Genomic DNA, 13406 nt, shown 5'->3' with positions numbered 1-13406 from the left:
CGCTGTCTCCTGCTGACTGATTGTCTGTCTTAGGTGCTGGAACTTCCTTAACCTCTAGCTTTGCAATATTGGCATAACGGCGAATACCGCTGTAAGACTTGTAGCTCAGCCATTGATAGCCATCTTGGGTGAGCACTTGATCGTAGTAAACACGGTCACCGGCGTTAGCATAAAAGGCCAGAGGAGCGCTGGCAGAGGGGCTGTTCTTGACTTCTGTACGCTCTGGATAGGTATAATAGCCTGAGTTTGGGATATCTTTACCAACCGCTTGAACCGTTGTCGCCACAGATGCTCTCGTCACAGCTGGGCTTGCTTGAGCCGGTGCTGGACTTTCGTTCTGCTGTGAGGTGACACTAACCGTTTGAACCGTTGATTGTGCCTTAACTTGAGCAGGCATAGCATCGGTCTGGGTGGCAGTGTCCACCCTAGCCGGCGCTGCAGTAGCTGTCACAGCATCTGTAGGAACCACATCAGACGTTTCTGACACAGCCTGAACCGAAGCCTGACCGTCTTGAGGCAAAGACACCTTGTCTGAAGGACCTGCGGTGTCACCAACGTCTGCTGGAGAGACGGCACTATTGCCATCTTGAACGGGCTGGTCAGCAACGGTGGTTTGAACCGTTTGGTCTTGAGGCTGACCCGCTGGCACTGCTTGTTCATCGGCCAGTGCTTGACCGCTGAAGAATAAGCTGGCACCAATTAGGACCGAGGCTGCACCAAAGGAATATTTACGGATGGAAAACCGTTGCCTTTCATTCAAAATGGAAGCTCTTTTCATGGATTAATCTCCTTTCTTACTAAGATATCTCTTCATTAACATTGTAGAATAATATCTAGGATTATTATAGCAGTAAAAGAAAACGATTTCAACATATAATTGTAATTTTTGTTATATGTTTGTAATATTATGTTTATCCCCCATGCTAAGGACAAAGCCCAGAACAATAAAAATAGCATGAAATCAACACTTACCAGCAAGGATTTCATACTATTCACACTATTAAAATATTTGATTGTAACTCAGCAACTCACTCTAGTAATAAACTGCGACTATGGTAACAAATCTCTGCTGTCATTTAATCACCAGCCAGATGAAAAGGGCTACCAGACTAGAGCAGATACCAACAGCCCAAAGAAAGGCATCTACCTTCCATTCGCTCCATTCTCTTCCTTGACCAGACAGGCCGCCCAGCTCCAAATGATGATGGAAAGGAGTCATCCGAAAAATCCGGCGACCTTCACCATATTTTTTCTTAGTAGCTTTGAAATACGCCACCTGTAACATAACAGAGGCTGTTTCAAGAACATAAACCAGACCAATGATAAGCAAGGTCCATTCTTGCCGCAGAGCAATGGAAATCGAAGCCAGCATAGCTCCTAAAGCCAGACTGCCGACATCCCCCATAAAAACCTTGGCAGGCTTGTGATTGAAGACGAAAAAGCCTAAAAGCGCACCAATCATGATAATAATAATCAAGAGAATATCCGCTTGCTTTTGCACATAAGCCATGACACCATAGGCCAGCAAAGAGATCACCACCGAAATTGAAGCCAAGCCATCAATTCCATCGGTCAAATTGACCGCATTGGAAAAACCAACAACCCAGAAAAGGACAAAAGCTAGGTAGCAGACACCAATGTGAAGTTGGAAGCCAAAAATATTGATAGCGTCTGTTCCGCTGGGACGCACATGGGTAAAATAGAAAATCAGACCAGCCAGAATTTGCAAGAGCATCTTCTGCCAGGGTGTTAAACCTTCGTTAATTTTCTTGAAAATCTTTAAAAAGTCATCCAGAAAACCGATGATGCCATAGATAACCACGACCGAAAGGATGCCAGCTGTTGCCCCAAAGGCAGCCCCACGAAAGAGACTTAGGGTAGAAAAGGCCAGAGTCACCACGGTTGCTACGATGATGAAAACTGTTCCCCCCATGGTGGGAGTCCCAGCCTTGGCCAAATGCTGTTTAACATCCTCATGTGTCTGCTGTCCCGCAATTTTCTTAGCCTGATAAAACTTAATAAAGAAGGGCATACCGACTACCGTCAAGATGAAGGCAATCAGACCTGCTAATAATATGGTAAACATCTTAGTCTCCTAGTGTAATTGTTAATTTTTTAACATTTTTCAGCTTTGAACCTGAGTCAATATTCTGCTTGGTAACGGTTCCCGAACCTTTAAATGTTACTTTGATTCCCATCCAGTCAGCAAAGGTTTTGACACTAGCCTTGGTCCAACCGTACATATCAGGCAGTTCTTGGAGCTTGTCCGTCAGAATCAAGACTTGACTGCCCGATTTCACATCACTGCCGGCTTTGACTGAAGTCTTTTTGACCTTACTGCCATTTCCCAAAGATACCACATGGACTAGATTTTGCCGCAGGGTAACAGCTGCATCGCCTGCACTCTCTCCATTAAAATTCGGCATCTTATAACTGGTTTCTGAAGAAGCCTGCGAGCTGACTGAGGTTGATGACAATTCATCCTGCATCAGCATAGCCTGTTCCAGTACTGGATTGACAACATCTGCCCAAAATGTTCCGCTAAAGTTTTCAGGTTTTTTCAGGGTTACATACATGATAAATTTAGGATCATCGGAAGGAACCATGGCGACAACAGAGTAGATATAACTGTGCTCACCCTGCTCGTAACCTCCGTCATCAGAGGCATACTGAGCTGTCCCAGATTTTACGGCTACAGGATAGTTACCAACTTGAATAATTGGAGCACCGGTTGAAGCAGAATAAAGCGTTCCGTATGTAGGATCCGTTCCGACATTAACCATGTAGTCGCGAGTCTGACTGGCAGCATCTGCCGACACAGGATTACCAACGACTTCAGTCGAACCAACTCGGCTGGTATTATCATCCGAATCATAGATCTGACTGATAAATCGAGGCTCCAGCATGATACCATTATTAGCAATAGCACTAAAGGCACGCAGCATTTGCGTTTCTGTGACAGACACCCCTTGTCCAAAGGCAGACATGGCCGCAGTAACTTTATTGTCCAAGGAAACTGAGCCGGAAGCCTCATCATCCATTCCAAAGCGGGTTGGCAGGCCAAAGCGGAATTTTGAGAGGTAGCTTCCCCAAGTAGAATCCCCCATTTGTTGCTCCAAAATAGTCATTCCCACATTGGACGAATAAGCAAAGCCTTGCGCCAAAGTCATGGTCTGGCCAGACGATGTCCCCTGATTGACTGCCCAGTCATTGATCGTCGTATCTGCAATCTTGATCCCATCACCATTGTAGTAGGTCTGATTGGCATTGAAGGCTCCCTCATTCAGAGCCGACGCCAGCAGCATAACCTTCATGGTTGAGCCGGGTTCATAATTACTACCATAGAGCATATTGAGCCAGTTATAGCCTTCATCCTTGCTCATCCCCTGTAAGGTATCAGCATTATAAGTTGGCCGTTGGGTCGTTGCCAGAATTTCACCTGTCTGGGCATTGACCAAGGTAGCACTGGCATCTGTGGCATTACCGACCTTTCCCATAAAGGTATCCATCTGAGTTTCCAGATAGGTCTGCAGAGTAGCATCCAAAGTCGTGTAAACATCCCGGCCATCTATGGTTTTCTTGACATTTTTTCCTGTCCCAAATTGAATATTGCCATTTTGGTCCTTTTCATAGGTGACTTTACCATCTGTTCCCGATAGAATGCCGTTCATGGAAGCCTCCAAACCAGTCGCTCCGACTAGAGTAGAATCCCCCTTCTTGCCATTTTTACTTTGGGCAATACCAATGAATTCCGAGGCAAACGTTCCGTTAGGATAGAGCCGACTGGCACTGGAATCAAAGTCAACCCCTTTAATACCGGCATCCTTGGCCGCATCAGCGATAGCCTGCATGGTCGAATAAGACAAATTAGTTCCCTTAGATCCAAAATAGACCTGAGTCAGCTTTGGCTGATTCAACTGCTTTCTAATATAATCTTTTTCCATGCCAAGCTGTTGATTGAGAATATCGGTCAACTTATCAAAGTCTTTATTTTGGACATAAAGTTTTTCACCTTTAGCTGAGACATACTTTTTATCAATAATGGCATAAACGGTATAAGTGGTCGAGTTTTCAGCAATCACATTACCATTACGGTCATAAATGGTTCCCCGCTTGGCAGCCTTGGTCACTGTTGTCTGGTAGACATTTCTCGCCTTGGGAGACAGTTTAACACCAAACTTAGAATCCGTGCCGATAATAACCGCAAAATTAATGATAAAGATAAAAAAGATGACAACCGTAGTAATCATCAAATTCTGGCCAACCCGTTCTCGGTTAGCCCGCGGTCCTCGTCGGTCTTTTGTCACATAAGACAAAAAGCGATTGATCAATTTTTTCATGCCTTACTTGTTACTCCCAACATTTCCAAGATTAGAGTTATCAATGTTAAGCCCAGCTTTTTTAGCGATGTCAGCAATGCGATCAGAGCGGGTCAGCTCATTGACCTCTTGCTTAGCATTATTCAGATCCGTTTCGGCATCAGAAATCTGACTGTTAATCTCTGTGATATCCTGCTTGACTTGTAAGTTTCGACTCTGCAAATAGATAATTCCCACAGCCATTAAAACAGCAGTAATAATAATAGAACCGTAAAAAGCCAGCTCAAGCCTAGAAAACTTTCGGAATCGTTTTTGAAAAGCTTCTCGAACCGCTCTTTCTTCCTGTTTATTATGAGCCATAAATTATTCTCTACTTTCGAATTTTTTTAGCAACCCTCAGTCTGGCCGAGTGAGCCCGGTTATTGGCTGCCAGCTCCTCTGAAGAGGGTAAAATAGGTTTACGATTGACCAGAGCGATCTTAGGCTGCATCTCCTCTGGAATAAAAGGGAGTCCCTTAGGCACTTCTACCGTCGAAGCTTCTTTAAAAAGCTGCTTGGTCAAGCGGTCTTCTAAGGAATGAAAAGTAATGACCGAGATTCGACCATCCAAAGCCAAGAGCTCCAGAGCCTGCTGGATGGATTCATCTGCCGCCCCTAATTCATCATTGACCTCAATCCGAATAGCTTGAAAAATCTGCTTAGCCGGATGTCCCTTCTTTTTCAATTCCTTGGCTGGCTTGGCCGACTTGATAATATCAGCCAGCTGAGTCGTTGTTTCAATCGGTTTGACTTTCCTAACCTGCTCGATTTTTCTAGCAATCTGTTTGGAAAACTTATCTTCTCCATATTTAAAGAAGATTCTTACCAAATCCTGATAGCTGTAGGTATTGACAACATCATAAGCCGACAGATCAGCATCCTGATTCATTCGCATATCAAGAGGGGCATCCTGCTTATAGGAAAAGCCCCGCTCTCGCTGATCCAGCTGGGGACTGGAAACCCCCAGATCGTAAAGGATACCATCAATTTCAGTCACACCATACTCAGCAAGACGCTCCTTGAGGTTGCGAAAATTATCATTAATGAAGGTCACCATTCTCTGATCGACATAATCTTTGAGCTTGGTCTGGGCATTATCAATAGCAGTCTGATCCTGATCAAAACAGTAAAGATGGCCTTCTGAGCTCAACTTTGACAGTAAATAAGAACTGTGCCCAGCCCCGCCAAGTGTGGCATCAACATAGATTCCATCGGGCTTTAGGTCCAGCATATCCACCGTCTCATGTAAGAGCACGGTCACATGGTGAAAGTCATTTGTCATAACTTTTATTTTACCATAAATATAACAGATATGCCCAAGTATTTAACAAGATACCATGCCTTTAAACATTCTCAAGGAAAATAAGAAAGCCGATGTTAAAACATTAGACTTCAAAAGAAACTTTTTCTAAAAGGGTCTAGGCGACTTTGATGAAAAAATTCAAGATCAATGACTTCTATATGATCTCACCAAAAAAAGCCTGGGACAAAAGTCCAGACTCGTTAGCATTGTGCTAGATTGACGCAGTGGTTGGGAATAAGACTTGTTAACTATGACCCTGCACAGTTCATGAGGTGCTTTAGCACCAATGAACCACTGCTGATTGGTGGCCCTTATCTTGGGGCACAGTCACATTTTCGGACCTCCTCTAACAGTCTGGGGAACTATTGGAGGTTATCTAATGTGATGAACTTTGTTCATCTTATTTCCAAGCTCAAAAGGTCTCCCAGACCTTCTGAGCTGTGAGGAGATGGCTCCAGTGGACTTTGACAGTCTGGGGATAATTGCCAAAGCCTGTTACCTAAAAACAGGAGGGTGACCGAACTCTGAGCCTTAAAACAAGAAAACGCAGAAAATCAAAATCGTGATTTTATTACGATTTACTGATTGAGTCCCACTCTCTAATAAACTAGCTTATTCCCTGATTTGGCCTTGACCGTTGATATAGAACTTAGTTGAGGTCAAAGCTTCAAGCCCCATAGGACCACGCGCATGCATCTTCTGGGTAGAAATACCAATCTCAGCTCCCAGCCCAAAGACAAAACCATCGGTGAAGCGGGTTGAGGCATTGACATAGACCGCTGCAGCATCAACCTGTTCCTGAAAAGCGTCAGCAGCTGCGATGTCCTGAGTAATAATACTTTCTGAGTGATGGGTAGTGTAGGTATTGACCCAATCGATAGCTTCCTCTAAGCTATCGACAATCTTAACCGATAGAATATAGTCCAAAAATTCCGTCGCAAAATCTTCAGGTTGAGCAGGAACTGCCTCCGGCAGCAGAGCAAGAGCTCTGTCATCTGCCCGAAATTCGACAGGATGAACTTCCTTAATGGCTAAGGCTAACTTAGGAAGAAATTCATTTGCTACAGCTTGGTGAACGACCAGACTTTCTGCAGCATTACAGACACTAGGACGCTGGGTCTTAGCATTGAGAACAATCTTAGTCGACATATCTAGGTCAGCTGTCTGATCGACATAGATATGGACATTGCCGACGCCAGTTTCAATCACAGGCACTTTGGCCTTATCTTTAACCGTCTGAATCAAACGAGCACCACCACGAGGAATCAGCAAGTCCAAATATTCAGTTGCCTGCATCAGTTCCTCAGCTACAGCATGGCTGGTATCTTCAATGAGTTGAACGATATCAGGGTTTAGCCCCGCTTCTCTCAAGGTCTGGCGAAGCACATCAACCAAAACTTTATTAGAATGAATAGCATCGCGGCCGCCTCGCAAGATAATGGCATTATTTGTTTTAAAAGCTAGACTAAACGCATCGACAGAGACATTAGGACGACTTTCAAAAATCATCCCAATCACACCCATAGGCACCCGCTTCTGAACAATTTTTAAACCATCCCTATTGGTAAAACCTTGAACAACCTGACCGATAGGATCCTGCAAATCAGCTACTTGACGCAGCCCTTCTGCCATCGCTTCAATACGGTCAGCCGTTAAGCGCAGGCGATCCTCCATAACTGCACTGATACCATGTTCCTTGGCTAAAGCTAAATCTTTAGCATTTTCAGCTAAAATAGTTTCTTCTGCTTGCAGCAAGGCTTGAGCTGAGGCCCCAAGGACTTGATTTTTTTCAGCGGTACTCAAGGACAGCAAGTCCCGACTGGCCTGCCTAGCCCTCTTTCCTAAATCTTCAATGACTGTCATAGACTGCCCCCTTCCAAAATTCCTTAGGCTAATAGTCAGTACTCCTGCTTAAACCAAGTACCTAATTTCTCGCCAGCCAAGAGCCGTAAAATATCCCGAGGATTCTCACCATTCATCAGAACCATCTGACCCTTATTTTCAAAAACAATCTGGGCCGACTGCACCTTACTGAGCATGCCTCCCGTACCAAATTTACTACCAGCTCCGCCGGCAGAAGCAAGGATGTCATCAGTAATTTCCGTCACTCGGTCTCGCAAGACCGCATCTTCATAAATATTAGGATTCTTGTTGAAAAGACCGTCAATATCCGAAAGCATGACTAACAAATCGGCATGGGTGATGTTGGCAACGATAGCAGAGAGACGGTCATTATCGCCAAACTTGGTCTGGTGATCCATCTCTTCAATACTGACAGCATCATTTTCATTGACAATTGGAACAATGCCCATCTTAATTAAGGACTCAAAAGCATTGGTAAAGTTATCCAGACTCTCCGGATAGACCACCACATCCCGCGTTATCAAGAGCTGACTAACCGTGGTTTGGTAGTGAGAAAAGACCTGAGAGTAAAGGCTCATCATGGCCACCTGACCGACACTTGAAACTGCCTGTTGCTGAGCGATTTCCGCTGGTCTTTTATCCCTGCCCAAAACATTGAGTCCAAACCCCATCGCTCCCGAAGACACCAAGATAACTTCCTTGCCTTGATTCATCAAGTCAGAAATGACAAAAGCCAACTGATCAATTTTATTGAGATTAATTTTTCCATTAGGCAAAACAAGCGAGCTGGTTCCTACCTTGATAACCAGTCGCTTTACGCCTGTAAAATTACGTTTCATACCATTAATTATACACTAAAAGGGAGTGGGAAAGAAGTCATAAATTCAAAGAATTAGGCTTCCCTCACTCCCAAATTTCAAGATAACAGGCTGAAATAGTCCAATGAGCCCTTTCACTCTTTTGTTAAACAGACAAAAAATTATTTTGACCCTATCACATACCTAGCAAAGTGAATCAATAATTCCCGTTTTATCGACATGCAATAGTACGACTTGAAAAAATACACTTTAATCCAACTGTTTCCAGAAAGTGCGGTTGATTCGGTATTGAAGAAAAGCAAAGATGAGGAGGCTGAATCCAACGACGACTAAACCAGCAGTTAGTCCACCTAAGAAGTAAATTAAAATAATTGTAATAACAGTAGCGACTCCCCCAACTAGCAAACTAGCTAGCATTATTCCAAAAATAAACCATTGACCACCGCCCCGATTAATCAATTGGGTGAGATCCTGCCAATTAAGAACAAGATTGTGATAATCTCTGCGATACATATACTGCCCAAAGACCAAAGATGATAAAGTAAACCCGAATAAAAGAGCTAAGAGATTGACTAAATTAATATGAACTAGCAGACCTATCACTAAGTAAACCAATAAAAGAGGAGCTAACTGAGCAATCGCTAAGATAGCAAACTTTTGCTTCAAGAAACCCTTAAAATTAACAGGTAAACTCTTTATGATGAAATAGTTTGTCTTTTCCAAAGATATCCCGACAGCCAGAAATGTTGAGGGCATTGAAATTAAAGCGCCCAAAGCTAAACCAATCACCCAAGGAACTCCAAAATAAACGCCAGAAACATTTGATAAAACAGAAACGTTTGACAAAGCACTAGCCCCAAAGGCAAAAGGGAAAATCAGAGGCATAAGGAAAGCCTGAGTAATCAGAGTACCATCTTGTAGTGTAGAAAGATGGTGGCGAAACCAGAATTGATTTAGACTTCTTGACTGACCGCTATCACGTCGCTTAGTACGCCCCTGATTTGGATTAGCAAAAAGAGTTTCTTGGTAGTAACGAGGATACATTTTCTTTATCAACCAAACCAAACAGATAAGAACAAAGACTAAAGGGAGGACAAAATTAAGGACAGTAGGCAAACTAAGAGGATGGGTTAAAATGTCATTATAGCCTCTAAACACAGGTATTTGTGGGATAGAAACAACTACCTTTTTTCCTTCCCGTAAAGCCGTTGATTGACTATTTGCCCAAAACCAAATAGCTACTGCACTAATTGAGGTTATGGTCAAAAGAATAGTTGAAAAAAGCTTACCATGAGAACTCTTAATAGCTACACGACCAATCAAATGGTTGAGAACTAGACCAAGAGTAAGACTTGAGATACTTGCTAGAATAAAGAGAATTATGGCTGGAATAAGCCCTACAGGCCCATAAAGTTGCCAAGTAAGACAAATTAATAAAGGCAGAATTGGTAAAAGAAAAGTCCCAACCAGACCCAGAGTAGAAAAAATCTTAGCCAGATAAATATCTTTAGGGCTTAATGGTAGATGAGCATAAAGTTTCAAATCATTACTTCTGTAAAAAATAGAGAACATAGCTCCCAAACCATTCATGACTGACATACAGAAGAAAGCTGCAAAATACTGAGAGAATAGACCAGGATAAGTCTTAAAATCATAAAAAGCGAAAGTAAAGGCAAAAAGAACTGTCATCATTGCCATTAAAATCACTTGCTGTCTAATGACACTCTTATAAGCTGTGATATTTTTACCAGGATTCTTCTCGCGCTTTTTCTTTATCTGAGACAAATTTTGCGGATTGGAATAAAGAATATTGATCTTTATCAGTTCCCAAATATTGGACCAACTCATAGACTTGCCTCCTCATTATCAAGAGAAGAATCTGCTTCTTCAGCATTCCGACCGGCCATCTCCAGATAGATAGTTTCCAAATCTTTTTCAGGATGATTGGCCTTGAGTTCTTCAAGTGTACCAACAAAAATCAGTTTCCCTTGTTTGAGAATACCAATGCGGTTACAGAGCTGCTCTGCCACTTGCAAGACATGGGTGGAAAAAAGAACTGTATTGCCTGCCTGAGCGTGCTGTTTCATCATTTCCTTGAGGTCATAAGAGGCTTGAGGATCAAGTCCGGTCAAGGGTTCATCCAAAATCCAAATATCTGGATTGACCACCAAGGCTCCTATAACGATAACCTTTTGTCGCATCCCGTGGGAAAAGCTGTCAATAATATCATCTTGCTGCTGGGTCAGGTCAAAGACTTTAGTCAAATCCGCGATCCGCTGGTCAACTTGACTGTCTGCCACACCATAGATTTTCCCTAGAAAATGCCAATATTCACTAGCTGATAGATTGAGGAAAATATCAGGAGAATCGGGAACATAACCAATTTTCTTTTTAATGGCATCCCGATTAGCGGACAAGACCTGACCATCAACCACCACATCGCCATAAGTTGCTTCGATAATCGACGTCAAGATGGAAATCGTCGTCGTTTTCCCAGCCCCATTATGGCCAATTAAACCAAAAATTTCACCATTATTGATGGTCAAATTGAGATCACTGAGCGCTTCTTTATCACCGTATAGTTTCGAAACGTGCTGAAATTCAATCATAAATTACCTCCTACAAGGAAAAGCAGAGCGCCTTTCCGCCAATCCAAGCAGGACTGGCCTTTTCCAAAATCAGAATAACAATACCTTTATACATCAAATATTGTACTATAAGTATATTACAAAGCCATTGTAAGGGATTTACTAAGTCTTGTCAATGCCAATTCACCAGAAAGCAAAGCAGAAAACTTCAAAAGTCGCGCAATAGCACAAATACGAGTGAAACAAGATCAAAAATGACAAAGATTTGATTTCAACTCGTTCATCAAAAGAGAGAGCCAAACAGCCAAAAGCTTACAGAGCCATCATGTTATTAAAAGTATCAACTTCACAACTTATAGGCGTTCCTCTCAATATAAAAAGCTCACCCTAAGATGAGCTTAATGCCTCAATGATTAAAGAGAGTTGTAGAGAGCAGTCGCATGATCAACGGTGAAGCCATACTCTTCAAAGATCTTACCTCCCGGTGCCGAAGCTCCCCAAGTATCAATGGTCAAGGTCTTACCTGCTAGACCGACATATTTGCCCCATCCGAAGCTAGAACCAGCTTCAATCGCCAAACGCTTGGTTACAGCCGCAGGCAGAACACTTTCCTTGTAAGTGGCGTCTTGCTCGTCAAAAATATTTTGAGCTGGCATAGAAACAACCCGAACATAAGTACCTTGAGCTTCCAGAGCAGCCTGTGTATCCAAAGCCAACTTCACTTCAGAACCGGTCGCAATAATGATACCATCCAAATCACCCTTGGCTTCTGAAAGAACATAGGCTCCCTTGTTGACACCATCTGCCGCCTTTTCTTTGGTACCTTCTAAAACAGGCAAGCCTTGACGGGTCAGAACTAACATGGTTGGGCGGTCAGTTTCAGCCAAAGCCCTCTGCCAAGCCGCATTGGTTTCGTTACCATCAGCTGGACGAATAACATTGAGATTAGGCATAGAACGAACACTAGCCAATTGTTCAACAGGCTCGTGAGTAGGACCATCTTCCCCAACAGCAACTGAATCATGCGTCATCACATAAATTGCTGGCAAGTTTTGCAAAGCAGCCATCCGAACAGCTGGTAGGAGGTAATTTGAGAAAACGAAGAAGGTACCACCGTAGACACGCGTACCACCATGCAGAGCAATCCCATTCATAGCCGCTGCCATAGCAAATTCCCGTACACCAAACCAGATGTTCCGACCAGCATAGTTATCTGCCTGAAAATCAGTTTCAGCCTTAACCATGGTATTGTTAGAAGCTGATAAATCAGCTGAACCGCCCCAGAAATTAGGAAGCTGCGCTGAGATTTGCTGGATAGCAGCCTGACTAGAAACCCGACTGGCTACAGCCGTTCCAAGCTCATGAGCTTCCAGCTCAACGGACTCTGGCTGATCGGCAAAAGCTGCCTTATACTCAGCCGCCAGTTCAGGGTAAGCCTTTTCGTACTCATGGAACATAGTATCCCAAGCATTTTCTGCCGCTTCCCCACGGAATTGGATTCCAATTTCAAAACGTCGTTTAACTTCGTCCGGTACTGTAAAGGCAGGATAATCATAGCCCCAAGCCTTCTTGGCATAGTCAACGCCTTCTTGACCCAACGGAGCACCATGGACAGCAGACGTTCCTTGCTTTTCCGCCCCGAAACCGATGACAGTCTTAACTTCAATAATCGATGGTTTATCTTTTTCAGCCTTAGCCGCCTCGAGGGCTGCCTCAATAGCTTCCAAATCATTGCCATCTTTAACTAAAATATGCTGCCAGCCGTAAGCTTCAAATTTGCCCTTAATGTCTTCGGTAAAGGCCATTGAAGTTGGGCCATCCAAGGAAATATCATTGGAATCATAGAGCAAGATTAGCTTGCCTAACTTGAGGTGACCAGCCAAACTTGCAGCTTCCTGACTAACCCCTTCCATCAGACAGCCATCACCATTAAGAGCATAGGTGTAATGATCAACAATGTCAAAATCAGGCTTATTAAATTTAGCAGCCAAATGCGCTTCTGCCATGGCCATACCAACAGCGTTAGCAATGCCCTGACCTAGCGGACCTGTCGTTGCCTCTACGCCATCTGTATGATTGACTTCTGGATGGCCTGGTGTCTTAGAACCCCATTGTCGGAAATTTTTCAGATCATCCATGCTGACAGCATAACCGGATAAGTGCAAGAGACTGTAGAGTAGGGCGCTACCGTGACCAGCAGATAAAACAAAGCGGTCGCGATTGCTCCATGAACGGCTGGTCTTAGGATTAACATTCATCACGCGATTCCACAAAACATAAGCCATTGGTGCAGCCCCCATTGGCAGACCAGGGTGACCCGAATTAGCTGCTTGGATAGCTTCAATCGATAGTGAACGGACGGTATTGACCGCCAATTGATCAATATTATCAAACGACATGACTGGAACGACCTTTCTATATAAAAAGTAAATAAGAACCTACATTTGCTATTGTATCATAAATAAATCAGATATTC

The 13406-nt window shown here is 43.5% G+C and carries 10 protein-coding genes; all 10 read right to left on the bottom strand.

Annotated elements, in window-relative coordinates; translation table 11 throughout:
- Nucleotides 1–778: SH3 domain-containing protein (locus G7Y32_RS06240; protein ID WP_165212109.1), on the bottom strand; the 778-nt coding region annotated here is incomplete at its 3' end.
- Between the two features lie 294 nt (nt 779–1072).
- The gene (gene mraY, locus G7Y32_RS06235) at nt 1073–2086 is read right to left on the bottom strand and encodes a phospho-N-acetylmuramoyl-pentapeptide-transferase (protein WP_165212107.1); all 1014 of its coding nucleotides are present in this window, start codon (nt 2084–2086) and stop codon (nt 1073–1075) included.
- Between the two features lies 1 nt (nt 2087).
- The gene (gene pbp2x, locus G7Y32_RS06230; protein WP_165212105.1) at nt 2088–4340 is read right to left on the bottom strand and encodes a penicillin-binding protein PBP2X; all 2253 of its coding nucleotides are present in this window, start codon (nt 4338–4340) and stop codon (nt 2088–2090) included.
- Between the two features lie 3 nt (nt 4341–4343).
- Nucleotides 4344–4679 carry a cell division protein FtsL gene (ftsL, locus tag G7Y32_RS06225; RefSeq protein WP_165212103.1) on the bottom strand — a complete coding sequence of 112 codons (336 nt, stop codon included), beginning with the start codon at nt 4677–4679 and terminating at the stop codon, nt 4344–4346.
- Nucleotides 4680–4689: 10 nt separating this feature from the next.
- A complete protein-coding gene (gene rsmH, locus G7Y32_RS06220; protein ID WP_165212101.1) occupies nt 4690–5640 on the bottom strand; it encodes a 16S rRNA (cytosine(1402)-N(4))-methyltransferase RsmH in 951 nt (316 codons plus the stop codon).
- Between the two features lie 633 nt (nt 5641–6273).
- Nucleotides 6274–7524 (bottom strand): glutamate-5-semialdehyde dehydrogenase, encoded by a 1251-nt coding sequence (locus G7Y32_RS06215; RefSeq protein ID WP_165212099.1) that lies wholly within the window; start codon nt 7522–7524, stop codon nt 6274–6276.
- A 35-nt stretch (nt 7525–7559) separates the two neighbouring features.
- The gene (gene proB, locus G7Y32_RS06210) at nt 7560–8363 is read right to left on the bottom strand and encodes a glutamate 5-kinase (RefSeq protein WP_165212097.1); all 804 of its coding nucleotides are present in this window, start codon (nt 8361–8363) and stop codon (nt 7560–7562) included.
- 228 nt (nt 8364–8591) lie between these two features.
- Nucleotides 8592–10190: a hypothetical protein gene (locus tag G7Y32_RS06205; RefSeq protein ID WP_165212094.1), complete on the bottom strand. Its 1599-nt coding sequence runs from the start codon at nt 10188–10190 to the stop codon at nt 8592–8594.
- Complete coding sequence (locus G7Y32_RS06200; RefSeq protein WP_165212091.1) at nt 10187–10951, bottom strand: ABC transporter ATP-binding protein; 765 nt, start codon at nt 10949–10951, stop codon at nt 10187–10189. Before G7Y32_RS06200 ends, G7Y32_RS06205 begins: the two co-directional genes overlap by 4 nt.
- Nucleotides 10952–11343: 392 nt before the next feature.
- Complete coding sequence (gene tkt, locus G7Y32_RS06195; RefSeq protein WP_165212088.1) at nt 11344–13329, bottom strand: transketolase; 1986 nt, start codon at nt 13327–13329, stop codon at nt 11344–11346.
- Between the last annotated feature and the right edge of the window lie 77 nt (nt 13330–13406).

Source organism: Streptococcus tangpeifui (genome assembly GCF_011038795.1).
GTDB lineage: Bacteria > Bacillota > Bacilli > Lactobacillales > Streptococcaceae > Streptococcus > Streptococcus tangpeifui.
This window is presented reverse-complemented; position numbering and strand designations above follow the sequence as displayed.